24 protein-coding genes, 4 pseudogenes and 1 other annotated feature are annotated in these 26,857 nt (G+C 42.1%); of the genes and pseudogenes, 15 read left to right on the top strand and 13 right to left on the bottom strand.

Features of this window, described 5'->3' with window-relative positions:
* The 7 genes from PCORN_RS00005 to treR form a co-directional block, all read right to left on the bottom strand.
* The coding region (locus tag PCORN_RS00005) for an ATP-binding cassette domain-containing protein (protein WP_036076458.1) at window positions 1–228 on the bottom strand (228 nt) is incomplete at its 3' end.
* A gap of 17 nt (window positions 229–245) precedes the next feature.
* Window positions 246–1,280, bottom strand: coding sequence for an ABC transporter permease (locus PCORN_RS00010; protein ID WP_051999127.1), 1,035 nt, complete (start codon window positions 1,278–1,280; stop codon window positions 246–248).
* A gap of 22 nt (window positions 1,281–1,302) precedes the next feature.
* Window positions 1,303–1,668 (bottom strand): hypothetical protein, encoded by a 366-nt coding sequence (locus PCORN_RS17990; RefSeq protein ID WP_051999128.1) that lies wholly within the window; start codon window positions 1,666–1,668, stop codon window positions 1,303–1,305.
* A 67-nt stretch (window positions 1,669–1,735) separates the two neighbouring features.
* A complete protein-coding gene (locus PCORN_RS17730; protein ID WP_277620131.1) occupies window positions 1,736–2,680 on the bottom strand; it encodes a sensor histidine kinase in 945 nt (314 codons plus the stop codon).
* A gap of 50 nt (window positions 2,681–2,730) precedes the next feature.
* Window positions 2,731–3,189, bottom strand: a complete 459-nt coding sequence (locus PCORN_RS17995; protein WP_051999130.1) for a hypothetical protein — start codon at window positions 3,187–3,189, stop codon at window positions 2,731–2,733.
* Window positions 3,164–3,832, bottom strand: coding sequence for a response regulator transcription factor (locus PCORN_RS00020; protein WP_036076460.1), 669 nt, complete (start codon window positions 3,830–3,832; stop codon window positions 3,164–3,166). The genes PCORN_RS17995 and PCORN_RS00020 overlap by 26 nt, the downstream gene beginning before the upstream one ends.
* 67 nt (window positions 3,833–3,899) lie before the next feature.
* Window positions 3,900–4,619, bottom strand: a complete 720-nt coding sequence (gene treR / locus PCORN_RS00025) for a trehalose operon repressor (RefSeq protein ID WP_036076462.1) — start codon at window positions 4,617–4,619, stop codon at window positions 3,900–3,902.
* A 281-nt stretch (window positions 4,620–4,900) separates the two neighbouring features.
* Here treR and cas6 point away from each other — a divergent pair, with 281 nt between their 5' ends.
* Window positions 4,901–5,497, top strand: coding sequence for a CRISPR-associated endoribonuclease Cas6 (gene cas6 / locus PCORN_RS00030; RefSeq protein ID WP_051999131.1), 597 nt, complete (start codon window positions 4,901–4,903; stop codon window positions 5,495–5,497).
* Between the two features lie 157 nt (window positions 5,498–5,654).
* Window positions 5,655–6,323, top strand: coding sequence for a Bax inhibitor-1/YccA family protein (locus PCORN_RS00035; RefSeq protein ID WP_036076465.1), 669 nt, complete (start codon window positions 5,655–5,657; stop codon window positions 6,321–6,323).
* Window positions 6,324–6,369: 46 nt separating this feature from the next.
* Here PCORN_RS00035 and PCORN_RS00040 read toward each other — a convergent pair whose 3' ends face one another.
* Both PCORN_RS00040 and PCORN_RS00045 read right to left on the bottom strand, forming a co-directional pair.
* Window positions 6,370–7,557: an amidohydrolase gene (locus PCORN_RS00040; protein WP_036076467.1), complete on the bottom strand. Its 1,188-nt coding sequence runs from the start codon at window positions 7,555–7,557 to the stop codon at window positions 6,370–6,372.
* 15 nt (window positions 7,558–7,572) lie between these two features.
* On the bottom strand, window positions 7,573–8,751 hold the full coding sequence (locus PCORN_RS00045) for a M20 family metallopeptidase (protein ID WP_036076468.1): 1,179 nt from the start codon (window positions 8,749–8,751) through the stop codon (window positions 7,573–7,575).
* A gap of 245 nt (window positions 8,752–8,996) precedes the next feature.
* On the opposite strand from PCORN_RS00045, the gene PCORN_RS00050 reads away from it, so the two are divergent.
* From PCORN_RS00050 to PCORN_RS21015, 3 genes are read left to right on the top strand one after another with little or no spacing between them, the layout of a single operon-like run.
* Entirely contained in the window at window positions 8,997–9,203 is a 207-nt protein-coding gene (locus tag PCORN_RS00050) for a hypothetical protein (RefSeq protein WP_036076471.1), read from the top strand.
* Window positions 9,175–9,582: an MFS transporter gene (locus PCORN_RS21010; RefSeq protein ID WP_077913720.1), complete on the top strand. Its 408-nt coding sequence runs from the start codon at window positions 9,175–9,177 to the stop codon at window positions 9,580–9,582. Before PCORN_RS00050 ends, PCORN_RS21010 begins: the two co-directional genes overlap by 29 nt.
* 22 nt (window positions 9,583–9,604) lie before the next feature.
* Window positions 9,605–10,201, top strand: a complete 597-nt coding sequence (locus tag PCORN_RS21015) for an MFS transporter (protein ID WP_036076474.1) — start codon at window positions 9,605–9,607, stop codon at window positions 10,199–10,201.
* Window positions 10,202–10,248: 47 nt separating this feature from the next.
* Here PCORN_RS21015 and PCORN_RS00065 read toward each other — a convergent pair.
* A pseudogene (locus tag PCORN_RS00065) lies at window positions 10,249–12,590 on the bottom strand (helix-turn-helix domain-containing protein).
* A gap of 524 nt (window positions 12,591–13,114) precedes the next feature.
* On the opposite strand from PCORN_RS00065, the gene clpB reads away from it, so the two are divergent.
* Together clpB and gpmA are read left to right on the top strand one after the other, a co-directional pair.
* Window positions 13,115–15,709, top strand: coding sequence for an ATP-dependent chaperone ClpB (gene clpB / locus PCORN_RS00070; RefSeq protein ID WP_036076475.1), 2,595 nt, complete (start codon window positions 13,115–13,117; stop codon window positions 15,707–15,709).
* A gap of 108 nt (window positions 15,710–15,817) precedes the next feature.
* Window positions 15,818–16,508: pseudogene (gene gpmA / locus PCORN_RS00075) on the top strand (2,3-diphosphoglycerate-dependent phosphoglycerate mutase).
* A gap of 41 nt (window positions 16,509–16,549) precedes the next feature.
* Here the strand turns inward: gpmA and PCORN_RS00080 are convergent.
* Window positions 16,550–16,738, bottom strand: a complete 189-nt coding sequence (locus PCORN_RS00080; protein WP_036066947.1) for a YjzD family protein — start codon at window positions 16,736–16,738, stop codon at window positions 16,550–16,552.
* Between the two features lie 225 nt (window positions 16,739–16,963).
* On the opposite strand from PCORN_RS00080, the gene PCORN_RS00085 reads away from it, so the two are divergent.
* The 7 genes and pseudogenes from PCORN_RS00085 (at window position 16,964) to PCORN_RS00115 (ending at window position 22,497) form a co-directional block, all read left to right on the top strand.
* A complete protein-coding gene (locus tag PCORN_RS00085; RefSeq protein WP_036076478.1) occupies window positions 16,964–17,539 on the top strand; it encodes a hypothetical protein in 576 nt (191 codons plus the stop codon).
* Window positions 17,496–17,930, top strand: a complete 435-nt coding sequence (locus tag PCORN_RS00090; protein ID WP_036076480.1) for a hypothetical protein — start codon at window positions 17,496–17,498, stop codon at window positions 17,928–17,930. The genes PCORN_RS00085 and PCORN_RS00090 overlap by 44 nt, the downstream gene beginning before the upstream one ends.
* Complete coding sequence (locus PCORN_RS00095; RefSeq protein WP_036076483.1) at window positions 17,931–18,674, top strand: hypothetical protein; 744 nt, start codon at window positions 17,931–17,933, stop codon at window positions 18,672–18,674.
* 442 nt (window positions 18,675–19,116) lie between these two features.
* Window positions 19,117–20,055: a beta-ketoacyl-ACP synthase III gene (locus tag PCORN_RS00100; protein ID WP_036076485.1), complete on the top strand. Its 939-nt coding sequence runs from the start codon at window positions 19,117–19,119 to the stop codon at window positions 20,053–20,055.
* Window positions 20,056–20,275: 220 nt separating this feature from the next.
* Entirely contained in the window at window positions 20,276–21,514 is a 1,239-nt protein-coding gene (fabF, locus tag PCORN_RS00105) for a beta-ketoacyl-ACP synthase II (protein ID WP_036076487.1), read from the top strand.
* Window positions 21,515–21,631: 117 nt separating this feature from the next.
* Window positions 21,632–22,096, top strand: a complete 465-nt coding sequence (locus tag PCORN_RS00110; RefSeq protein ID WP_036076489.1) for a MarR family winged helix-turn-helix transcriptional regulator — start codon at window positions 21,632–21,634, stop codon at window positions 22,094–22,096.
* Window positions 22,080–22,497: pseudogene (locus tag PCORN_RS00115) on the top strand (organic hydroperoxide resistance protein). Before PCORN_RS00110 ends, PCORN_RS00115 begins: the two are co-directional and overlap by 17 nt.
* A gap of 16 nt (window positions 22,498–22,513) precedes the next feature.
* Here the strand turns inward: PCORN_RS00115 and trpS are convergent.
* Both trpS and PCORN_RS00125 read right to left on the bottom strand, forming a co-directional pair.
* Window positions 22,514–23,559, bottom strand: a pseudogene (gene trpS / locus PCORN_RS00120) (tryptophan--tRNA ligase).
* A gap of 50 nt (window positions 23,560–23,609) precedes the next feature.
* Window positions 23,610–23,990: a binding site (T-box leader), on the bottom strand.
* Between the two features lie 48 nt (window positions 23,991–24,038).
* Window positions 24,039–24,389 carry a DUF3899 domain-containing protein gene (locus tag PCORN_RS00125; protein WP_036076491.1) on the bottom strand — a complete coding sequence of 117 codons (351 nt, stop codon included), beginning with the start codon at window positions 24,387–24,389 and terminating at the stop codon, window positions 24,039–24,041.
* A 244-nt stretch (window positions 24,390–24,633) separates the two neighbouring features.
* Between PCORN_RS00125 and PCORN_RS00130 the strand changes: the two genes are divergently transcribed.
* A complete protein-coding gene (locus tag PCORN_RS00130) occupies window positions 24,634–26,292 on the top strand; it encodes a peptide ABC transporter substrate-binding protein (protein WP_036076493.1) in 1,659 nt (552 codons plus the stop codon).
* Window positions 26,293–26,857 lie beyond the last annotated feature (565 nt).

The following is a 26,857-nucleotide window of genomic DNA, read 5'->3' on the forward strand; positions in this document are numbered from 1 at the left end:
ATTTGTTGATGTTGCTTTGTTTTTGGAATTAAAACATTGCCCAGCGCTTGGGATGTCGAGACCCGATGCGATGGAGAGTATCGTTGTTTTTCCAGATCCTGAGGGGCCTAGAATGGTATAAAAGGTGCCTGCATCAAATGAATAAGATGTGTCTAGTAAAATCGTTTGGCTTTTGCCGCCTGATTGGTATTTGTAGGAGATATTATTCAAACTTAGAATGTTTTCCATATTGGTTCACCTGTCCTTTAGTCATTTTTTGATAAGATCATTTTTGGTTGGAGCCTGATGATGAATAGGCATGGGAGTAAGGTTGCGATGATGACAACTAGCATTCCAATACCGCCAACTTCGACCATATCTTGTCTTGAAATGGTAACGTCCACAGAATCGATGGCTTTGCCTTTGGGTTTATCGGCTTCATCGGAACCACCGAATGATGCGACCATTCCACCTGATTTTGGTTCATCAGCTTCGTCATCTTTGGCTTGTTGAACTTCTTTTGCAAGCATCTGGTTCGTCACTGCCTGGCCGATTGGTTGGCTCGTGATGCAGGCCACGGAGAAGGCGATCATGCCGATAATGATAACTTCGACAAGGAATTGCCCGATGAGTTTGGCTTTATTTTCGCCGAGGGATAGTAGGACACCCATTTCAAAGCGGCGTTCGCGAATCGATAGTAGAACGAGTAGGGCTAAAATAAGTCCGCCAGCAAGTGCCGTGATGACGACGATAATGTTCGCGAAGGAAGCGACATTTTGGATGGGTGTGATCATTTTTTTGTAGGCTTCGTCGTTGGCATCCCATCTATAGAAATCTTTGTCCACTTCACTCACTTTAGAAGCGGCTTTTTTGAAGGCGTTGATGAGTTGTGGATCGGTCATGGTGTAAGTTGCTGAGGTCAGGGAGCCGTTATGTGAAAATGGCATAGCGGCATCAACTGGCATATACATTTTATTAGCAGGCTCCATGAAATCTACAGGGAACTGTTGGGAACCGCTGGCTTGATTGCTTGTATAAATGCCATGAACGGTAAATTCGATGGGCTTATTGGTCTGCATTTCTTTTAGTTTGAACGTATCGCCGACTTTGAGTTTATTCTGATCAGCGAAGCGTTTTTCGATAACAGCGAGGTTGCCCTTATCTTTGTTTGTAATGCCTTTTCCAGAGATGATTTTTTCTTTGCCCTTTTTAAAAGTCGAGAGGCCATCTGTGTTGTTCGTGCCGCTTAACATGAAGTCAGGCATTTTTGCTTGACCATCTGCGCCACCAGCGACCGTCATTCCTTTTCCGCCACTATCTGCGTCATCTTTTTTCCTCTGATTTGACGGGGGCTTTGTCTACTTTGGCGGCCGAAGCATCCACGAGATATTGATAACTGGCGACTTGCTCTAAGTCTTTTACTTTGTCAATGCTTTCAAGTTTAAGTGGAGGGATTTCGCCGGGTTGTTTTCCAGCCTCCATATCTTTCATTAGCTTGTCCATGTTTAAGTTTAGCGTGACATCACCACCCAATTTCTTGCGGGCAATGTCTGCACTTTTTTCGGTAGCTGATTGAATTGCGAAACCCGCGAATACAAGGCTACATAGTACGAATAGTAGGATGAGCATAAGGAGCGACTTACCTTTCTTAGCCCAAATGCTGATGCATGCTCTTCTGATAAAATCCATATAAAAAAAACCTCCAATTTCTTTGATAAAACTAACTTTACCGAAAGAAAATGGAGATATGATGGATCTAATGTGTAGATTTGGTGGATTTGGATTCCCAAATGCGGAATAGGACACCGTGGTCTTGATTTTCGAATGCATAGGCCAATTTTGACTTCTCTAGGAAAGTCGCGGTGATGAATAGACCGATGCCACTCCCGCCTGTTGTTTTATTGCCGGATTTTTCGAGACGGTAGAAAGCATCAAAAAGTTTGGCGAGTTCTTCGTCTGGAATTTTTGGTGTATCATTATAGATGGAAAAATGCCAGCCGTCTGTTGTTGTGGTTAGCGTGATGGCGATTGTATCATCGTTTTGGGAGTATTGGAAGGCGTTGTGAATGACGTTTGAAATCGCTTTTTCGACTAGCTTCTGGTTGGCATGAATGTGTATATCTGGCGTGATTCGGTTAACCATGCGACGATTCGCGGCTTCAGGGTGCCACTGTTCTTGTTGGAGGCAATCTGTGATAAAAGTGGAGAGGTCGAAGGTAGTTTTACTCGTCTCAAAATCAGCGCTATCCACGCGCGATATTTCCAACATGTCTTGCACGAGCGCGGACATTTGTTCCATGGTTTCGTACGAACGTTTCAAATAAGTGTCACGATCGCTGTAGGGGCCAACACGGTGAATCATTGCTTCGAGTTGCCCCATCACGGATGCAATGGGCGATTTTAGTTCATGCGACACAGCGGTAATAAACTGTTTTCGTGTCTCTTCCTGCGCGCGTTCTTTCGCAATTTCAGCTTCTAATTGAACATTGACACGTTGCAAATCAATCAATGTTCCTTCTAATTCTTGCGCCATTTCATTGAGATGTTGCGATAATTGGCCGATTTCATCTGTTGAATTGACCGGCAAATTTTCAGAAAAATCAAGTCGCGCCATTTTGTTCGCCACGTCATTCATTCGAAGGAGCGGCTTCACGGTTCTTTTCGAGAAAAAGTAAGCCGAGATAAAACTGAGAATGAGCACAAAAATTAGGAAGTAGGGAGCAAAAAGAAGTAATACGGAAGAAATATCTGTCAAAGGTTGAATATTAATAAAATAACGAAATGTATAAGGCGCGCATCAATCGTCAAATTCTTTTCAACGCTCGTATCACCCGTGGATGAAAACGTGGCGACAGGAGCTTCCGTGGTAATGGCAGTTGTAGCTTTCCCCATAGAACTGATCTCGGTAAAGGGGATATAAATGATTTGATTTATACTGTTCAATAGGAACGGCGAAATGCTATTAGCAGACGCAAAATCATCTATCGCGGTTTCGACATCTTCTAACGAGCCGGTTTTAGACGCCGACACGACTAAGTTCGCGCCATTTTCTAATTTCTGTTTTTTATAGTCAAGGTAGAAATTTGGCAGGAATAAGAGCAACATCGCGTAAATCAGAGCGGTGAATACGAGAAGTAGCGCCAATGTGATGAAAAAAATCTTAGCACTGATTTTAGCGCGAATTTTAGTGATCCATTTTATAGCCAGCACCCCTCACTGTTTGGATTTTGTCGGTGGTGAGTTTCTTACGCAGGTTCTTGATATGTGTATTGATGATTTTCGTGTCGACGATGTATTCGTAATCCCAGGCTTGCTCTAGCAACATTTCGCGGGTGAAGACGCGGCCCGGATTTTTCATAAGCAATCGCAAAATATCGAATTCTTTTCGGGTTAACTCGACAGGTTGATTGTGAGAGGTGACTTGGAATGTCTCGATGTTTAGCTCGATTTCGGCTAGCTTTAAAACTGACGTGTCTTCATTAACTTGACCGGAAGAAACACGGCGAAGTAATGCCTCCACGCGTTTTAACAATACTTTATAGGAAAAGGGCTTTTGGATGTAATCATCGGCACCGAGTTCGAAGCCTCTTAGTTCGGAATCTTCTTCACCAAGTGCAGTGAGCATTAAAATTGGTGTGTCCGATTTTGTCCGAACGAGCTCACAAAGCGTGTAGCCGTCCATTTTTGGCATCATAATATCCATGATAATCAGGTCAAATGTCTGCGATTCAAAAATGCCGAAAGCCTCCATCCCATTTTCTGATGTAAGGACTTCGTAGCCTTCTGCCATCAGGAATGCGCGGGTGACTTCTAGGATATTCGGATCGTCTTCTACAACTAATATTTTTTTCATGAAAACCTCCTTGAAAACACGACTCACTTCATTATAGCGTACAAAAGTGGAGTTACGGTGGAGTAGCTTATTTTAAGCGTTGTGCAGAATCAAAGAAGACGAAGCGGTCAGGACGATGGCGTGATTCAGTGTATTCGAACATGGTTCCATCGGCGTCGTACACGTAGTTTTTGACGACTGCCAAGCAATCGTAGCCGGCTAAATCGAGGTATTGCTTGTCATCGGTGAGCGCTTTTTCAACGACAATGTAGCGCTTGGAAGTCACGATTTTCACGCGGAGCTCTTCTTCAATATATTCATAGATGGACTGCGCGGCTTTTTCGGGCGTCAAATCACGCACGACTTTGCGGTCAAAATAGTTCACATCAAGGATTAGCGCTTCTTCTTCGACCAAACGTAGGCGCTTGATATAGTAAACGTCGGTTCCAATCGGCAACATCGTTTTTTCCGATAGAGCCGCATCCACCGTCAATTCTTCAAAATGAACGACTTTGGTCTGAAATGTTTTGTGGTTACGAGTGAGGGACTCCTTCATGCTCTCCACGCCACCAAACATGAACTCAATCGATTCGTGCTGGTGAATAACCATGACGCCTTTACCGCGCACACTTTGTACATACCCATCTTTAACAAGTTCTGAAATCGCGCGTCGAACCGTGTTACGGCTACAATGAAAGCGTTCAACAAGAACATGTTCTGTCGGTAACATTTCCTTGAAAGCGTAGCGGTCTTCGTCAATTTCTTTTTTCAATTCTAAATATATATCGTGATAAACAGCTTTACCCATGTCTTTCCCTCCGATTTGGCTGATTTGTTTAAACAGCATCTGCTTTTATTGTACTAAAGAAAGTTTGATAAAGAAAGAGGAGGTTTTCATTGGAGGTATATGGCAAAAAGTGATATATTAGTATCGGGTGGAAACAATCAAGAGGAGGATTGGGATGAGATTAAAAATAAATTGCGAGCTTAGTTCCAATAAGATTCCCGCAGACTACCGGCGTAAAGTCGTCAGCGTGATGAAGGCAGGGCTCTCAAAATCGAACGAGGCAAAATACAAAGAAATGTATAGTGGAAATAAACAAAAAAAACTTCACATTCTCTGTATACCTTCCAAAGCCAAAGTTTAATGGCGAAATCATTGAGTTAGAACAGAACAAAATCGTGATTAATTTCGCGACGGCCGATGCCGAACTAGGCATTAATTATTATAATGCATTAATGAATGTGAAAGATAAACTGCTCCCATTTTCGCAAATGAATCAAATCAAGGTGAAAAGTATCCAAATTGTGCAAGAAGAACAGATCGTTTCGGAGCGTATGGCGTTTAAAACTTTGTCGCCAATCGTATGTCGCGACCACAACAAAGAAACGAAGAAAGATTGGTTTTATTGGTGGGAAGAAGATGATTTTGAAGCTATTTTAAAGCGGAATTTATATTTCCAACTACGCGATAAGTTCGGTGAATATGTCAAATCAGATATTGACGCATTGGAATTTCGCAAAGTCGCGATTAAGAAAACTGTCGTCATTTGTTATAATCTTCACGTGGCTTGTTCACTCGGTAAATTTGAGCTTGTCGGACAGCCATACTTGTTGAATCACTTTGTCCAAGGCGGTATTGGCTCGATGCGCGGTATGGGTTTTGGCATGATTGAAGCGATTTAAAACAACCTTAATCTAATCAAAATGAAGGCAAGTTTATAATAAGAAGAAGCGCTGTTTCGAAGACTTGGAAGGAGTGCTGTTTGGTGTGGCATTTATTTTCAAAATAGGATGCAACATGATATACTAACGAAAGAATCGAAGGATAGGAGAGAATACAATGAATGAAACATATCGAAGCGCCGAGCAAGCGGTAACAGGCGCAACGAAAGCTGAAATTATGCAAAAAGTACTGAACTGGTTCGTCATATCTTTAGTGATGGCAACGCTTGGGACGGTGATTGGGCGGGGGATTCCGATGTCGTTTTATATTCCGCTTGTTGTTTTGGAGTTCGCCTTACTAATTGCGATGATTTTCGTACGTAAAAGCAAGAGTGCGTCTAAAGTTGGATACGGTTTATTATTGGCGTTTGCGTTTGTGACAGGGCTAGTATTGGCGCCAACGTTACAATATTATTTAGATGCAGGAGCTGGAAACGCAGTCTTGATGGCGTTTGCGACGGCAACCGTCACTTTCACCGTACTCGGATTCGTTGGAGCAAAAATGAAAACTGATTTATCGTTCATGGCAAAAGGTTTGTTCGCAGCATTACTGATTGTCGTTGTTATTTCGCTGATCTCGATTTTTTTCCCGCTGAGTTCGTTGATGTCAACGATTTTTGCAGGGGCAGGAACGTTGTTGTTTTCACTGTACATCCTGTTTGATTTCAATCAGATTATGAAACGTGATGTAACGATGCAAGATGTGCCGGTATTGGCGCTGAGTCTGTATTTGGATTTCTTGAATTTATTTTTGTTCTTGTTGCGTTTGTTTACGGGACGTAGCTAAATAAAAATGGTCTGCCACATGAATTTTAGCGGCAGACCATTTTTATTTAATCTAACCCGTAATACCCCAACACAATCTCCGCAATCGATTTCGCCGCGACTGGGAGCGAATCTTCATCAATATCGAATTTTGGATGATGGTTGAAATACGGTTTTTCAACGCCTTTTGGTTTTGCTCCGACATAGAGGAACGTGCCGGGAATTTTTTCGAGATAGTAGGCAAAATCTTCGGAACCGGAAAGCATTTCGGCTTCGGATACGGCTGTGAGATAGTCGCCAAGCCCTTTTTGTAAGTAGTTTACGGCATCGCTTGTTGCTTCAGGATCGTTGTGAAGTGGCGGATAGTCATCGGTATAAGTGAGCGACGCGGTGATGCCATACATCGCTTCTAAACCAGCCACGATACGGCGAATTTCTTTGTTAATCAGTTCGCGGGTTGCACTCGTCATGTAGCGAACATCACCTTCAAGCTCGACATAATCTTTAATTACGTTAGAACTGCCTTTTCCATCGAAGGAACCGATTGTTACGACGCCAGTATCAAAAGGATTGAGGCGACGGCTGACGATGGTTTGAATCGCGGTGACAAAATAGGATGCCGCTACAATCGCGTCGTTGGCCATATGTGGAGAGGAGCCATGTCCGCCAGTACCTTGGATGCCAAGTTTGAAATAGCTACGACCAGCCATCGCAAAACCGCTACGATACCCGATTTCTCCAGCATTGAAAAATGGGAAGAGATGAATGCCGTAAATCGTATCGACATTATCTAAAAGTCCGGATTCTACGATGCTTTTAGCGCCTCCGGGAGCGGTTTCTTCTGCATGTTGATGAATAATTTTAATCGTACCAGGGAGTTCGTCTTTTAGTTGAATCAAGCAGTCGGCAAGGATTAGTAAATAAGCGGTATGTCCATCATGTCCACACGCATGCATGACGCCAGGGTTCTGTGAAGCGAAGGGGAGGCCGGTTTCTTCTTGAATCGGAAGCGCATCGAAGTCCGCACGTAATCCTAATGTTTTTCCAGGTTTGCCGCCAGTAATCGTAACGATAATTCCGTGTCCATTCCCAACTTCGCGTTCGACAACTACATCTTTTCCTTCATAAAATTTAGCTACGTAGTCTGCTGTCGCTTGTTCCTGAAACGACAACTCTGGGTGCGCGTGAAGGTGACGCCGGATTTCAATCATTTCTTCACTTCGTTGATCAATCATTTGCATTAATTTTGCACGCATCGTATTCACTCCTTCTTATTTGGTTGTATAATCTGCCACGATCGCGCCCATCGCTTTGGCTGCAATGAGCAGGGACGCTTCGTTGATATCAAATTTAGGATGGTGATGGGGGTAAAAAACGCCGTTCGCAGGCATGGCACCGACATAAAAGAAGCAACTTGGGCGTTCCTGCGCATAATACGCAAAATCCTCAGAAGGCGGTTGCGGCTCACAACGCGTAATCTCAGTTACTTCTGCAATTGCTGTTTCTTGCAAAGATTTCGTCACAAATTCCGTCAATGCTACATCGTTCACAAGCACGGGATAATCGTTTTTATAATCCAAATCATACGTAACACCAAACATCACTGCCAACCCATCTAAAATACGGCGGATTTCTTTTTCAATCAACGTCCGCGTCGCTTCGGTCATCGCACGTACATCACCTTCAAGCGTCACTGCATCTTTAATTACGTTAGAGCTGCCTTTTCCATCAAAAGAACCAATCGTGATGGAACCAACGTCAAAAGGATTGAGCCGTCGACTAATAATCGTTTGCAATGCGACAACGAACTCGCTCGTTGCTACAATCGCGTCATTGGCCATATGTGGTGAAGAACCGTGCCCGCCGCGACCCGTGATTTTGACTTTGAACGAGGCCCGTCCAGTCTGAATGGCACCTTCTCGATACGCGATTTCACCAGTGGGCATCGTGGACATGACATGAATGCCAAGCACCTCATCGACACCGTCCAAACAACCATCTCGAATCATCGCAATCGCGCCACCAGGAGGCGTTTCCTCGGCCGGCTGATGCAACACAACAATTTTGCCTTGGAGCTGATTCTTCATTTCAATTAATGTTTCCGCTAAAATAAGCATGTATGCCGTATGTCCATCGTGCCCACAAGCATGCATCACGCCAGGGTTCTCTGAGGCGAAAGGAAGCCCGGTTTCCTCTTGAATCGGCAAAGCATCAAAATCAGCGCGAATGGCGAGCGTCCGCCCAGGTTTGCCACTATCAATCGTCACGACAACGCCATGCCCGCCAACATTTGTCCGCACATCGCAGTCCTTTCCTTTATAAAAATTTGCGATATAAGCCGCGGTATTCTCCTCTTGGAAAGAAAGCTCGGGATGCGCGTGTAAATAACGCCGTATCTCAATGATTCGATCCTGTTTTTCCGTTAACTTTTCCAATAATTGTTGCTTCATCATGTCTCCTCCTTCTATATTAAAAGGTTTCTTCACCGTCCATTATAGACGCATCATGGTGAATATATAAGAGCATTTTTGCTATCAAAACGGTTAATTTTTGTCCTCCCGAATATCGTAAAAGTAGCGATGAACAAAAAAGGGCGTCTTTTCTTTACTGTTTTTCAAATGTTTAGATAATTCCTTGTTACGATAAATTATGATGCTATAATAAAAAGAAAGCGTTACATTCGGAGGAGAGAAACATGGAGAAGGCGCAACAACGAAAAAGTATACTGCCTATTTTATTTCTAGGTTACATTGCGATTTACATTGATAAGCTGGTAATTGGGATCATCGCAGTCCCACTTGCAGAACAATTGAATCTCAGCATCGACGAGAAGAGTTACATATTTTCAGCTTTTTTTTATCGGTTACTCGATTATGCAAATCCCGTTCGGCTATTTAAATGACAAGTTAGGATCCAAATTTGTGCTCATTATTTCACTGTCCATCATTACCGTGGCATCCATTATTTTTGGCTCGGCAACAACGCTTATAACCCTCATAGCCGCCCGTTTCTTCGCAGGAATCGGTCACGCGGGTTATCCAACATCCTCAGCCAGAACTGTAACCGACACATATCCAATGGAAAAAAGAACGTGGGCCCAATCGATTCTAATCTCCACATCAGGCATCGCATCTATCATTGGACCGCTACTTATCCCCGTTGTCATCGGAGCATTCGGTTGGCGCGGCGCCGTCTTTTGCATTGCTTTTCTATTCGTATTGGCGCTAATCTTAGTTATCTGGAAACTACCAAATACGCATAAAGAAAAAAAAACAAAGTAACCAGCCAAAAGTCAAAGCTGCAATGCCATTTTGGAAAGTAGTCACGAATCCCGTCGTTGTCCTGTTATTTATCGCGATGTGTAGCATCAATATCGTTCTATATACGATCGCTAACTGGACACCGACCTATTTAGCAGACGAACGCGGTGTATCACTTATCATGATCTCCATCATCGTTGCTATCGCAGGGTTCGGTAGTTTACTTGGTAGTTTTGGGACAGCGTACATTGTTGGACGCTATTTCCAACATCGCGAAAAACGCGTCATCTTTGTCTTAGCGCTCATCACGGCAGGTTCCGCGCTCCTCGTTTACCAATCCGAAAGCATCGCCATGCTCACATTCTGGCTTTTCCTATGCTACATGTGCTCCGTCATGATTTTCTCAACCATGTTCACCTTACCACTCAAACGGTTGCATGAATCAATAGTCGGCACAGCGACCGGCGTCGTCAACACAGGCGCAACACTCGGCGGCGTTTTTGCACCAATGATCGTGGCCCAACTCGTAGGCACATTCGGCAACTACCAAGCCGTTTTCGTAGCCATCGCAGTAGCTGCGCTAATCACATGCCTGTTCGTTATCTTTATTCCAAACATGAAAACCATCCAAAAAGCATAAAAAAATGTGCCGGCGAGCTTCCCATTTTCGCTGGCACATTTCTATTCCTAAATCGTCCTCCGAAACTCATAAAAATGAATCGCATTCACATCTAAATACGCATAAAACGACCAATCATCCGTCATCACTTCATCACTCACCGAAAGCTTAGGAACCGAAGCCTGCGCCGCATAATCCAGCACTTCCTGATCCAATCCATGCCGACTATTTAACTCCCAATACTTCGAATAAAGCGCACCATTATCGCGATCAAACTGAAACGTCCGCAACTGATAATGTCCTGGCAAAAGTCCTTTCAAACGAATATGCGACTCTTTCCGATAATCCTGCAAAAGCGAATCCTCCACCGAATAAAGCGGATTAAAATGCATACAGTTCAGCAGAACCAACTGATATCCGTCCTCAAACTCCGTCAAAATAAAATCATTTCCACAGGCCACAATCTCCCCACGTAGCCGTTCCTTAAATTTTAGCGCATAAAAAGCAGGGCGTTTCCCATTGAAAAAATGGAACAATTCCAGCCCGTCTAATCGAATACTCCGTTCCTTCCACTCATCCTCATGCAGTTCCGTATTAATCCAAAAACCAAGCCCATCCACTTCCGAACTCACAGCAAGCACCGTCTGAAAAATCAATGCACCTCGAAAAAAAGTCCCATTCGTATAACGCGTATTTCCCGTCAACGTATTCCAATTAATGAGGATGAGCGGCTTATCCAATTGATGCGACCGCAAATACTGCTTCAACTTCCGCGTTTTCGACAACACATAATCTTGCGTCACTATAAACTCCGCATGTGCACTCTTACTAAAATCAACGGCTTCATTCTGATTTGCATTAAACGCGATAAAATCAATCTGATTCGCCGCCTCCGCCATCCATTCATGGTTCGAAAGAGGAGCCTCCCGTCGCTCTGAAAACGGCAAATAACTCCCAACTTGAATCCGTACGTCAAAACGCTTCAACACTGTATGTAGTCTCACATACACGCGTTGCAATTCCTTCTTAGAAACCGCCGTCAAATGCGGCTCAAAATACATGAAATACCACTGACTCACAAATTGCCGTCCAAAAACGTGCATCATATGACGAAGAAAATGCTCCAATTTTTCAAAAAAAGCATCCTCATCCACTGAAATCTCCTGATACTCCATCCGAATGAATAATCCTAAATCCAACTTTTTCAAATAAGCAATCGCCAAATCCGCGTTCGCATACGGAGAAGAAGTCGGGACTTTTTCATCCGTCTCCTTGTCAGGCAGGAGCGTCGAGCCCTGAATCAAATGTCGAATCCCAACATACCGCACAGAAAGCTCCTCCTTCGCCATCACAAGCTGCGTCTGCACATTCTCCTTCAACACTTCGCGCAATTCACCAATCGTCAAAATATGCATCGCGTCCGGAATTGCAGTCGGCTTACTAGAAGCAATCGAGATCGTTTTCTTCTCAAACGGTGCCTTGTCCACAAAATGAACTTGCTCCGCAGCTTGGCGGTATGTTGCCAGTTTCGCTAAAAGACTCGGCGATTGCACAACACGCTTCGTTTGCGTCGTCAAAATCTCCGGCTTATCAGCAATAGAGACACCGCCAGCCAATGCTTCCTGACGATACGTAGCAGGCGTTTTTCCATAGTGAGCCTTGAAAGACGTCGTGAAATTTTTAGGTGAGGAAAAACCATTTTTCTGCGCAATTTGCGAAATATTAGCCGAACTTGTACGCAAATCCTCCAAACTATACTTCAACCGAATCTGCGTCAAATACTGCAGGAAACCAAGCCCCGTCACTTTTTTGAAATAACGCGATAAATAAGACGTAGACAGAAATTCCTGCTCCGCGATATCCTGCAACGTAATCGGCTCATCAAACTGCTGCTCCAATTGCTGCGTAATGCGTGTAATCCGCGTATCATGAACACTAATACCATCCTGCGTAGACAATTCTTTTTTTAAAAAAATCGTGTCAGAAGCAACATAATCTGAAAAAGCGCGCTTTGCATCTCCAATCTACTACTTTCCGCTTTATGTGACTGCGCAATCATCATCTCGGCCAGATACTTCCGCAATAACGTCATCATTTTTTCCCGTCCAGGATCAATCCGACTTGACACGCAATCGAAAGCCAACTGAAAATAATCCGCATAATACGACGTGAAAAAAGGACTCGTAATATGTAGGCGAATCATAATCGTATCGTCCACACCACGTGCCGTGTAGGCTTCATTATGATTCAGGACAACCAAATCATTTTCCATAAGCGAAAAATCATGCTCCGAAAGCGAAATCATTAGCTCGCCCTGAATCACAAAGAGAATCGTTGTGCCAGCATGTTCTTCTGGCGCTAAATACGTTACGTTTTCAAGCTGAATCGAGTAATCATCTTTTCTCCCCACAAAAATCGCCTCCTAATAACTCCATTATACCGGAAAAATTGGAAATAAAAAGTATTTACTCAGGGTGTCGACAAACGCCCATTTTTGTTGTGGGTCTTTGAAATGAAACGAAATAGAGCCTCCATATGCAAAGGAACAAAGTGAATTTGTAGTCCTTTTAAAAGCTCCGTTCCGATGCTCTTCTACACTGCTTTTCGCATAACTTCTCACATGGTCGGGGATAATACTCCCTCCCTGTTTTCAGTCAATGTACTACAGTACACTCCGCTTCGGTACTCGCTTTTGCCTAGAAACTAAACATTTGTCGACACGCTGAGGTTTTGCGGGAGATCACGTGAACTAGTTTTTCTACAGACTGTTATTCTTTCGACCGTTTTCTTTGGACAAAAAGGATAAAAAAGACTATAATAACTGTATGGTCAGTAAAGGTCAGGTTAGGAAAAACTCGTTCTTAGAGCGGAGGATTTTTCACAGATGACCACTTATAATAGAAATAATTACTTGAAATGAGGTGCGTCAAACTTATGGAAATGCAGAAATTTACACAACAAGTCCAGGAGACAATCGCGTCAGCCCAACAATTAGCCATCGAAGGCAAACAACAACAAATCGACACGCTACACGTATTCGCGGTACTTTTAGAGCATAGCGATTTTACGAAGCGGGTGTATGAAGTCGCGGAAGTAGACGCGAAGCAGTTACTAAAAACAATACAAAATGAAATAGAGAAATTACCGAGCGTGACGGGAAGCAACGTGCAATACGGCCAAGCGATGAGTTCTTCGCTGTACGAATTGGTGGCAGATGCCGAGAAAGAACGTCAAAAATTAGAAGACGATTACGTATCCACGGAGCACTTGTTGCTAGCCGTGATGGATCAGAAAAAAAGCCCAATCACAGAAGCGATAGGGATTCCGAAAAAACAGTTAAACGAAGCCATTTTACAAATCAGAGGAGGAAAACGAGTGACAACACAAAATGCAGAAGAACAATATGAAGCATTATTAAAATACGGTCGCGATTTAGTCGCAGAAGTTCGCACGGGAAAAATCGATCCAGTTATCGGTCGTGACGCGGAAATTCGCAATGTCATCCGAATATTATCGCGAAAAACGAAAAATAACCCAGTCTTAATCGGGGAACCTGGCGTTGGTAAAACCGCGATTGTGGAGGGCTTGGCGCAACGGATTGTGCGCAAAGACGTGCCAGAAGGCTTGAAGGATAAAACGATTATCTCGCTTGATATCGGTTCGCTGATTGCCGGCGCGAAATATCGCGGTGAATTTGAAGAGCGTTTGAAAGCCGTCCTGCAGGAAGTGAAGGATAGCGACGGCCAAATTTTGCTATTTATCGATGAAATCCACACGATTGTCGGCGCTGGAAAAACCGATGGCGCGATGGATGCCGGCAATATGCTAAAACCAATGCTTGCCCGTGGTGAACTTCATTGTATCGGCGCTACTACATTGGATGAATATCGCCAATACATCGAAAAAGATCCAGCTCTAGAACGCCGATTCCAAAAGGTACTTGTACCAGAGCCAACCGTCGAAGATACCGTATCAATTTTGCGTGGTTTGAAAGAACGTTTTGAAATTCATCATGGAGTTAATATTCATGATAACGCGCTTGTGGCGGCGGCGAGCTTGTCTAATCGCTACATCACGGATCGGTTTTTGCCAGATAAGGCGATTGATTTGGTCGATGAGGCTTGCGCTACGATTCGCGTGGAAATTGATTCGATGCCAAGTGAGCTCGACGAAGTAACGCGTAAAGTGATGCAGCTAGAAATCGAAGAAGCAGCGCTAAAAGAAGAGAAGGACCCAGCGAGTGAACGCCGTTTGGAAATGTTGCAAAAAGAGCTTGCTGATTACAAAGAAGAAGCTCACAAAATGAAGTCAAAATGGGAATCTGAGAAGCATGAAATTAGCCAAATCCGTGAAGTTCGCGAACAAATCGATCATTTGCGTCACGAATTAGAAGAAGCAGAGAATAATTATGATTTGAATAAAGCCGCCGAACTCCGTCATGGTCGCATTCCTGAGGTCGAGAAGGAATTGGCGCGATTGGAAGAAGAGAATCGCGAGAAGACGGCAAATGAGGATCGACTTTTACAAGAAGAGGTAACGGAGAATGAAATTGCGGATATCGTTGGCAGATGGACCGGGATCCCAGTGGCGAAACTGGTCGAAGGAGAACGCGAGAAGTTGTTGAAACTAGCGGATTCTCTCCAAGAAAAAGTCATCGGTCAGGAAAACGCGGTGCAACTCGTAAGTGACGCCGTGATTCGTGCGCGTGCTGGTATTAAAGATCCGCGGCGCCCAATCGGTTCATTTATTTTCCTAGGCCCAACAGGTGTCGGAAAAACCGAACTTGCCAAAGCGCTGGCCTTTAATCTTTTCGATTCGGAAGATCATATGATTCGGATTGATATGTCAGAATACATGGAGAAACATGCGGTATCAAGGCTTGTAGGTGCGCCACCTGGTTATATTGGTTATGAAGAGGGCGGTCAGCTAACCGAAGCCGTTCGCCGCAACCCGTACTCGATTATTTTGCTAGATGAAATTGAAAAAGCGCATCCCGACGTGTTCAATATTTTACTCCAAGTGTTGGATGATGGCCGGATTACCGATTCCCAAGGACGCCTGATTGACTTTAAAAATACGGTGATTATTATGACATCGAATATTGGTTCTACGATGTTGCTTGAACGCACGGTGGACGGTGAAATTTCTGAGAAACTGGAAGAGGATGTCCTCGAAGTTTTACAAGCCTCGTTTAAGCCTGAATTTTTGAACCGTGTAGACGATATTATTCTGTTCAAACCGTTGACACTAGACAATATTAAAGGCATTGTGGAGAAAGTTGTTGCGGAATTGCAAGTCCGCCTCGCGGGTCAAGAAATCAAGATTACGATGACCGACGACGCGAAACGCTTTATCGCCGAAGAGGCATACGACCCAATTTACGGCGCGCGTCCATTGAAACGCTACATCACACGACAAATCGAAACCCCACTTGCTCGAGAAATCGTCGCCGGAAAAATCATGCCACATTCGGAAGTCGCGATTACGCTGCAAGACGGCCGATTTGATTTTGAAATTTTAGGGGAATAAAAAAAAGCGCTTGGCCGAGACTTGCATTCTGGGTCAGGCGTTTTATACTTAACATATAGGGAACAAAGTAAGTGGGTACGAAAACGAAACGTGGAGAGGATGAAAGAAATGAAATTAGTATTGATTCGTCATGGGCAAAGTGAATGGAACAAATTGAACCTTTTTACAGGCTGGCATGATGTTGACCTGTCAGAACAAGGTGTAGAAGAAGCGAAAAAAGCGGGGAAACTGATCAAAGAAGCAGGACTCCAATTTGACGTTGCCTTCACATCCGTCCTAACCCGCGCGATTAAAACGCTCGATTATGCGTTGGAAGGCTCCGAGCAGTTATGGGTCCCAGTCTACAAATCATGGCGCTTAAACGAACGTCACTACGGCGCGCTTCAAGGCTTGAATAAACAAGAAACCGCTGATAAATATGGCGCAGACCAAGTCCAATTATGGCGTCGCAGCTACGATACGTTACCACCACTTTTGGAAGAAAATGACGAACGCCAAGCAAAAAAATGACCGTCGCTATCAGTTGCTAGATACGAGCGCGATTCCAACTGGTGAAAACTTGAAAGTGACATTAGAACGCGTGATTCCGTATTGGATGGACACGATTGCCCCTGAAATCAAAAGCGGTAAACGTGTTGTCATTGCAGCACACGGTAATAGTTTGCGAGCATTGGTGAAATTTCTTGAAGGTATTAGCGACGATGATATTATGGAACTCGAGATTCCAACCGGTGTGCCGTTAGTGTACGAATTGGATGCGGATTTGAAACCAACGAACAAATATTACTTAGGTGAATAAATAAAAAAAGTATGTTAACCAAATTGGTCAACATACTTTTTTTATTTAATATCGTAGGTTTCGCTTTCTTTTGGCATCAATACAGGAATTAAGAAAATCGCGATAGAGATAGCGACCGCCATAATAGTTCCCATTGTGAAATCGTAAGTCGTTGCAATAACCGAAGCCGCAACATACTCAGACATTTGAGCTAAAATAAACACCCAGAAAAATGTAATGATATAACGCATGACACAACACCTCCGTTCAAGGATTCCTCGACCTATTCTAGCATAAAAAGGAGCGATTGAACAAGTATTTGTTTATTGCAAGATAGGAATAGTTTTTAAGTATAAAAATAATCTAGGGCTTATAAGTAAAATGGAAAAGGTCTTGTGGAATTATCATGATAATTGTGTTTTATTAAATATCATGATAAAATACAATTATCGTGATAAATTGAAAGGTAGTTGACTATGAAAATAGAACCCTTGAGGAAAATATTCGATAAATTGGGTATTGATGTGAATTTTTTTGACCTAGATATTTCTTTGCCATTAGCGTACCAGGCAAAGTTTGATATGAAAGGAATAAGATTTTATAATCAATTAACTTACTTACTCGTAAAGGAAACGAGGCCGGGGACACTCGAAAGCTTTATTCAGCAAGCGGAATTTATTGCTGAAAAAAGCGGTTTAGATTATATTCTAACGTTCACGACTATTACGAATGAGGACAAACGATTATTATTAAAAGCTAGGATACCGTTCGCAGATAGTAAGGGGAATTTATTTTTGCCAGAGCTAGGGTTGGTATTAGCAAAACAAAAAGAAGTAATATTTAAGGAAAAATTTAAACCAAGCGAACAATTGATATTTTCATACATTATAGGCTTTGCAAAAGAAAAATTAGATTTAACTGAAATTCAAAACGTTACAGGTATTTCGGTTCCAACTATATACAGATCATTAAGAAAGTTTGTATCCCAAAATTGGTTAGGATCAGAATATGGGGAATACTATTTTAAAAAAAAACAAGAGAGAAATATATGAGGAAGGAGAGGCATTTTTATTTGATCCTATAAAGCAAAAAATATATATAGAAGAACAAGATTTAGATAAATTATGGATAGAAAACCGTAAGCAATATGGATATGCAGGACATTTTGCACTTTCAAAAATATCGATGTTAGACGAGACGAAAAAAGCAGTCGCTATGTCTAGTAAAGATTTTAATCAAGTAATGAAGAGCGGTACGATGGACTACTACGAAAAACCGATTCCAGGATTGATAGAATTACAGCTGTGGTACTACACGCCGATTATAGTGGATAATATCATTGACCCGTTTTCTTTGTATGTAAGTTTGAAGGACGACGAAGATCCACGTGTAGCGCTTGAAGTATCTGAGTTATTACAATTACAGTTAGGAGATAGTGTCTAGATGCCAGCCAATTATAATCAGAAATTTAAAGATGCATTTGAAGGTTTTGAAAACTACTACGTCATTATTGGTGGAACAGCAGCTTCATTTATCTTAGATAGTCGAGGATTGGAAAGTCGAACAACGAAAGACTATGATATGGTTATTGTAAAAAAAGATAGGCTTTTCTTTAGGATACTTGAAACATTTTTGGAAGAGGGAAGTTACCGACCTCATCTGACCGATAATGAACAACTTTACAGATTTACAACGGATGAAATAGACTATCCTAAAATGATTGAACTTTTTAGTAAAGAACCCTTTCCACTTTCAGGGCATGGACGGATTACGCCACTACCTTTTGATGATGGTATGAGCATGTCTGCACTCCTGCTAGATACAGATTATTATGATTTGTTGATTGAAGGTTCGGAGTTAGTTAATGGATATTCTGTTTTAACAGATAAAAATTTAATAATCTTTAAAGCAAAAGCTTGGCTAGACTTAAAAGGCAGGAAAGAAAAAGGCGAACAAGTGGGCAGTAAGAATATCAAAAAACATCTTAATGACATTGCTCGCCTCATTGGTGCATTATCAGACACTGAAAAACCCAAGATTCCTGTCCCTATTCAGAAAGATCTTAATAAATTTTTAGCAGAATTAAGTTTAGATTCGATACCTACTCAAGCAACGCTCACAAAACAGGAAATTTTTGATCGTTTACATGAGCTTTTAAGTGAAACTCCCAATAATAATAAAAAATAGCTAGTACAATATACGCTTGTCAACTTTATATATTAACTTGACAAGCGTATGTTATTCTAACGTTAATATGTAAACGATAGACCGAACTAGGAAGTTTCTATTGTTAAAAATATGAATCTCTGTTAAAATTAGTACCAGGTAATAAAAAAGTCGAACACGCCCGTCCATCCCCGACAGAAATAGTGGTAAGCAGGGTGAAAGCCATCACTTAGGTTTTTGCCGTGTTTGTCACTATTTCCGAGGGGATAGCGTGTAAGGCTGGATTGGGAACAACTACAAAACAAAAAGCCTCGCCAATTTTCTATACGAATAATACACGAGGCCCAAAATCCCAAAATTACCACCGATTCATTCGCAAAACTAGCAATTATACTTTTTTATATGTCATATCCCGAAGCGAGTTAAGGCGCTTCACAACTAATTTTTCTTGGAGGAATACGAAATGAATGCAGGTATTTTAGGTGTAGGTAAATATTTACCGGAACGCGTTCTTACAAACGCAGATTTAGAAAAAATGATGGATACATCCGACGAGTGGATTCGCTCAAGAACAGGAATTGAGGAACGCCACATCGCGCGTGAAGATGAGTATGTACATGATATGGCTTATGAAGCAGCCAAAGCAGCGATCGAAAACGCAGGATTAACACCAGCAGACATCGATTTAATTATCGTTGCAACAGTAACACAAGAATCCAATTTTCCGTCTGTAGGAAATATTATTCAAGACCGTCTAGGCGCAAACAACGCCGCAGCAATGGATCTAGGAGCAGCATGTGCCGGTTTCACATTCGGAACAGTAACTGCCGCACAATTTATCCAAACAGGCGCATACAAAAATATTGTCATTGTCGGTGCAGATAAACTATCAAAAATTACAGATTGGGATGATCGCAGTACAGCGGTTCTTTTCGGTGACGGCGCAGGTGCAATCGTGATGGGGCCAGTATCTGATGGTCGTGGTTTACTATCTTTTGACCTAGGTTCTGACGGATCAGGCGGAAAATACCTCAACCTTAACGAAAAACGCAAATTGTACATGAACGGCCGCGAAGTTTTCCGTTTTGCTGTACGTCAAATGGGCGAAGCATCGTTACGCGTCCTCGAAAAAGCAGGTATGGGAAAAGAAGAATTAGACTTGCTTATTCCCCATCAAGCCAATATCCGCATCATGGAAGCATCGCGTGAACGCTTAGATTTACCAGAAGAAAAACTGATGAAAACCGTTCACAAATACGGCAATACATCTGCATCTTCTATCGTATTAGCTTTAGTTGACGCGGTAGAAGAAGGTCGCGTTAAAGACGATGATAACTTGCTATTAGTCGGTTTCGGCGGCGGTTTAACATGGGGCGCGTTAATCCTCAAATGGGGTAAATAAAAACACAACAATGTCTGGGATAACGTACGATTTGGTCCCAGACTATTTTTCAAATTAGGAAGGAAATACGTCTTTTTGAGAAATAGGGTTTCATTTATGATATAATGAAGGTGTCTTTTTATATTTTGTTATTAGTAATAGCATTTTTTGTATGACGAACTACTGCTAAATTAGCGGAAGTTATTTTTTGTGTGATAATTGTAGAAGAGGAGATGAAAAAATGGAGAAGAAACGTGTGGTAGTAACGGGTGTTGGAGCTGTTACGCCAATAGGTAATGACGCCGATACAGCCTGGGAAAATGCCAAAAAAGGTGTGAACGGTGTTGGAGAACTTACACGACTTAATCAAGATGATTTCCCGGTTAAAATCGCTGCGGAATTGAAGGGTTTTGATATTGAGAAGTACCTTGATAAGAAAGATGCTCGCAAAATGGATCGCTTTACGCATTATGCGGTGGCAAGTTCGGACATGGCGGTTGCGGATGCAGGCTTAACGATTGATGATTCGAATGCAGAGCGCGTTGGTGTTTGGATTGGTTCGGGTATTGGCGGTATGGAAACGTTTGAGACGCAATACGAAATCTTTTTAAATCGCGGACATCGCCGTGTTAGTCCATTTTTCGTACCAATGATGATTCCAGATATGGCGAGTGGCCAAGTATCGATTCGTCACGGCGCAAAAGGCATTAACTCAGCAACCGTAACAGCTTGTGCGACTGCAACAAACTCGATTGGTGACGCTTTTAAAGTCATTCAACGTGGTGACGCGGACGTGATGATTACAGGTGGTGCCGAGGCGCCAATCACAAAAATGTCCGTGGCTGGTTTTGTGTCAAACAAAGCCTTATCACTTAACCCAGACCCAGAAACGGCATGTCGCCCATTTGACCTAGATCGCGACGGTTTTATCATCGGAGAAGGCGCTGGTATCTTCATTTTAGAAGAATTAGAACATGCCAAAGCCCGCGGTGCAAAAATTTATGCGGAAGTGGTTGGTTATGGCGCGACAGGCGATGCTTACCATATTACAGCGCCAGCTCCAGGTGGAGAAGGTGCCGCTCGTTCGATGCAAATGGCGTTAAACGACGCAGAAATCGGCGTGGATGGCGTGGACTACATCAATGCCCACGGGACAAGCACACCGTACAATGACGATTACGAAACACAAGCAATCAAAACCGTTTTCGGTGACAATGCTAAAAAACTCGCAATCAGTTCTACAAAATCAATGACAGGACACACACTAGGCGCGTCCGGCGGTATTGAAGCCATTTTCAGCGTGCTAGCAATCCGCGACAGTATCGTGCCACCAACGATTCATTTGAACACGCCAGACCCAGTCTGCGATTTAGACTACGTTCCAAACGTAGCTCGCGAAATGAACGTCGATGTAGCGATGTCCAATTCCTTTGGTTTTGGCGGACACAACGCGACATTAGTATTTAAAAAATATCAATAAAACGCAAGAGGGATGCCCAATTTTAAGGTGTCTCTCTTTTTTTGAGCAAAAAATTAGCCTTCCTTATAAAAATAGCTTACAATTAAATTGTGCACAAATCAATTAGGAGGAAGAACGATGGCCAGCCAAAAACGAATCCTAGACGAACAACTATGCTTTTCGATTTATACCGCCTCACGTGAATTCACGAAATTTTACCGACAAGCATTGGAACCTTTTCAGCTTACTTATCCGCAATATTTAGTCCTTCTAGCGCTTTGGGAAGAACCGAAGCAGCTGGTGAAAGAACTAGGAAGCCACCTATCACTCGACAGCGGAACCTTAACGCCGATGTTGAAGCGAATGGAAGGCATGGAACTAGTCAAGCGATCACGCAGCACAGAAGACGAACGAAAAGTATACATCGAGCTCACTGAAAAAGCAGGGGACATGAAGCCAGCCGTTTTAGAAGGTGTAGCCGACTGTATTTCCAAGCTCGCATTCACTGAGCAAGATTACAAACAGATGTTACAGGGAATAAAAGAACTGACGACCAAAATTCAAGAAAATAATGGAGGAACAAAACATGAAAAAATTATATGAAACAACAGTAATCAATACCGGTGGACGTAAAGGAGAAGTACATTCTCCAGACAACATTTTCTTCCAAGACATCGCATCACCAAAAGAACTAGGCGGCGAGGGCGGCTCAGGCTCAAATCCAGAACAATTATTTGCAGCCGGCTATTCCGCATGTTTCAATAGCGCACTAGAGTTGGTTATGTCCAAACAAAAAAATCGAAGCAGCGAGCACGGTAGAAGGAACAGTATCGTTATACAGCGATCCCGAAGATAATGGCTTCAAAATAGGCGTTGTCCTAGCTGTCCACATCGAAGGCGTTGATGCAGAAACTGCTCAAAAACTAGTAGAAACCGCGCACCAAGTTTGCCCATACTCGAAAGCAACACGCGGTAATATCGAAGTAGAATTAAACATTATCTAAATATACAAAAATCCTGTCACACCTTTTCTAAAAAAGGCGTGACAGGATTTTTTTTGCTTATTTTCTTTTTTTTACGACCGAGTCCAATCGCGTTTTCCATTTTTTTTTAAAGTTTTATTAGCCACACGAGCCGCTTTTTCAGCACCTTGATCTAAAATGTCATCTAATTCAGGAGACTTTAAGAAATGCTCGTAACGCTCTTGAATCGGCGCCAATTCATTCACAACCACCTCAGCAAGGTCCGATTTGAAATCACCGTAACCTTTGCCCTCATATTTGGCCTCAAGCGCATTCACTGATTCACCTGTCATTGCGGAATAAATCGCCAATAAGTTTGAAATTCCAGGCTTATTTTCCTTGTCAAACTGTACAATACCAGAAGAATCCGTCACGGCACTTTTAATTTTTTTTCGTAATCACATTCGGCGGGTCCAACAAGAAAATCGCATTCTTCTTATTATCATCCGATTTACTCATTTTACGCGTCGGATCTTGAAGCGCCATCACGCGCGCGCCTTGCTCAGGTACATAAATATCCGGAACAACGAATACGTCCGCATCCTCATTTTTCTTATTAAAACGCTCCGCCAAATCACGCGTTAACTCGATATGTTGCTTCTGATCATCGCCAACAGGCACCAAATCCGTTTGATACAGCAAAATATCCGCGGCCATCAAAGGCGGGTACGTCAATAGCCCAGCGCTCACACCAGCTTTACCAGTCGACTTATCCTTAAATTGCGTCATCCGCTCCAATTCACCAATATACACATTACACTGCAAAATCCAAGCCGCCTGCGCATGTGCCGGAACCTCCGATTGAATAAATAACGTTGACTTCTCTGGATCGAGCCCAACTGCCAAATAAAGCGCAGCAAGATTACGAATGCTCTGGCGTAACTTCAAACGGTCTTGCGGAACCGTAATCGCATGCTCATCCACGATACAATAAAAACAATTATAATCTTCCTGAAACTGCCCAAACTGCTTCAAAGCCCCAATATAGTTCCCTAAAGTTAAATCGCCACTCGGTTGAATCCCTGAAAAAATGGTCTTTTTCATTCTAATTTCCTCCTCCATAATCAACAAAAAAACGCCCATCCCAATCGTAAAATAGGGACGAACGTATATCCGCGGTACCACCCTAATAAGCTAGCTCTATAATCCGAATAAATCGGCGACAAGCGCTCGCATTCTGGGAGTTTGGCGGACTTCCGGTTCTCATGTACAGTCGTACACTCCGCTTCCGAGTTCCACCAAACTCCCAGAATACAAACGCTTTCGCTCGATTTGTGTAAAGCGCAATCTATAGCTTCCAACAAGAATATATGATTTTTTAACTAGAGTTAACGGTCTAACCCGTCATTTGCTACTTCCATGTTCACAAATGATGCCAAAGAACCCATTCAAGCAAGGTCGTTATCTGTTCACACCAACCACAGACTCTCTAAAAAACGTTACCTAGCCATACTCTTTTCTTTGCTAACACATTTCAATTATATAACTCCATAATACCAAGGAATAAACACCCCGTCAATGTCTTAACTGTAGTAAATCGCGAGCGCAATAAAGCTGGTTGCAAGAACTGCCAGCGAACTGAGCAAGAGACTCACATAACCGACATTCATCAATTCAGATAACGGCACATCCGCGAATTCACTTTCCTCTTCCCGACGCATTCTCCTCGTCATTTTGCGCATACCGGTATGTATTAAATCAAAGAAACCAGACTGCATCACATAAAGTATTAGGCCTACTACAAATACAATTGCTGCCACGATAAAGGAAACATTTATATAGTAAAGTAGCGAGATATTCCAGTAAAAAGAAAGCATCAGAAAGAGTATCAAAATCTCCTGAATAACTGCAAAAATGATTACACGCTTGAGCAAATATGTCACCTTCCTATCAAAAATTCTACTCTAACTCTATCATAAAAACGGTAAAATGACCATCCAGTCCAGCTATATGTGTAATAAAAATTATATCACTTTAACACATCAAAAGACCAACGCGCGCAAGGTATTTGCATTTATGTACAAAAATAAAAGTAATCAAATTTATAAAAAATACTTTATTTTTCTGAAAAAATAGTATATAGTGATTCTACACTCTAAAAAGGGAGAGGATTAAGTTATGAAGTTGAAGAAAAGCTGGGTATTACTATTGATGCTAACAATTATGTCCGCAGTACTTGTGGCATGTGGAGGCGGCGATAGCACAAAAGACGATGTCAGCACATCGGGCAAGAAGACAGTTAATCTAATGGAATCAGCTGAAATTCCATCCATGGATTCTAAAAAAGGAACAGACGGTGTAAGTTTTACGGCTCAAAATACTGTTTTCGAAGGCTTATACTATTTGGATAAAGACGACCAAGTACAGCCCGGCGTTGCAAAAGAAGATCCACAAATCAATGATGATCAAACTGTATACACAATCAAACTGCGCGATGATGCCAAATGGTCAGATGGTACATCCGTAACAGCCAATGATTTCGTATATTCCTGGAGAAAAATAGTAGATCCAAAAACGGCTGCAGAGTACGCTGTCATTTTCAGTGGTGTTGTAAAAAATGCAGCTAAAATCACGGCTGGCGAAATGAAACCAGAAGAACTAGGGGTGAAAGCAATTGACGACACAACACTCGAAGTAACGCTAGAACAACCAGTTCCATATTTCCATTCCTTACTAACATTCCCAACATTCTATCCACAAAACGAGGAATATGTTGCGAAACAAGGCGCTGACTATGCAAAAGATAGCGACCATATGATTTACAACGGCCCATTCACGATGAAAGGCTGGACAAATACGAGCAAATCATGGTCTTACGAGAAAAATAGCAAGTATTGGAACAAAGGCGACATCAAGCTCGACAAAATTAACCTACAAGTAATCAAAGATCCAGGAAGCGCTGTCAACCTATACACAACAGGAAAATTAGACCGCGCAACACTTTCTGGTGACTATGCGAAACAAAAACAATCCGATGCAGACTTCACATCAAGTCTAGATGCATTCGTGTACTTCTTGAAATTCAACCAAAAACTAGACGGCAAATCGACTATTTTTGCGAATGAAAATGCTCGTAAAGCCATCGCAACGGTAATTAACAAGGAAACGATGGTAGATACAGTTCTTGCCAATGGATCTGAACCAATCGACGGACTAGTACCATCGAAATTCACATTTAATCCAGTAACAAAAGAAGATTTCCGTAAAGAAAATGGAGATTTACTAACATACGACAAGGCCAAAGCACAAGCCTACTGGAAAAAAGCAAAACAAGAATTAGGTCAAGACAATATCACTCTTGAATTCCTAGGTGATGACCAAGAGTTCAGCAAGAAAATGTCAGAATACATCCAGAATGAACTAGAAACCAACCTTGACGGATTGAAAATTAACATCAAAACTGTTCCATACAAATCACGTTTGAAATTGGATGAAACACAACAATACGAATTACAACTAGCACGTTGGGGCCCAGACTATCAAGATCCATCCACATTCCTAGGCGTATTCGAAACAACAAGCAGTTACAACCGCTCTAGCTATTCGAACCCAGAATACGACAAACTACTAAAAGAAGCTGCAACAACACTCGCAACGAAACCAGAAGAACGTTGGAATACACTTCTTCAAGCAGAGAAGATTCTAATCGAGCAAGATACAGCTGTAGCGCCACTTTATCAAAACGGTGTAGCCGCTCTACAAAATCCGAAAATGACAGGCTTCGTAACCCATCTATTCGGTGCTCCATATTCGTATCAATGGATCGATATTAAATAAGTAAAGTAGATAGAAAAGTGCGCTCCAAATTCAATTTTTGGAGTGCCTTTCTTCTATATTAGAACTGGAAATGAAACCCTTAATAGTCGGAATATCTAACAAAGCTAGTGAAATTTTCTGTCATTGAATAAATTGTTGGAAACGGCATATATTAAGGGTTTGTAAAGTTTTTTTTAAAAGTTTATTTTTTTTTTAGTGTATTTATGTAGACAGATGACGAAAAAAAAGTATATAAATAAATATAATCCTACTAAATGTTAGTGGATTGCTTTTCGAGTGATTTATACTTTCAAAAAATTAAAATTGTTTTCGAGTACATAGTGTGTTTGAAACAGTGAAGTTTTGGGGGATATTATTCTAATCGATTTATTTATTCAGAAAACTTAATAAAAGGGAAAAGTAAATTGTAAGGTAGTTTAGCTAAATAATTTCATTCGCCATATGAACACGAAAAAGTGTTGTAGTAGGCTAATCGGGTTATCTTGCGGGAATTTTGCAATAACTTATACCTTTCATCCTTGTTTTCGTATATTTCGAAAAAATAATTTACAAAGCTTGAATTTTT

Origin of the sequence: Listeria cornellensis FSL F6-0969 (assembly GCF_000525855.1) — a bacterium.
Lineage (GTDB): Bacteria > Bacillota > Bacilli > Lactobacillales > Listeriaceae > Listeria_A > Listeria_A cornellensis.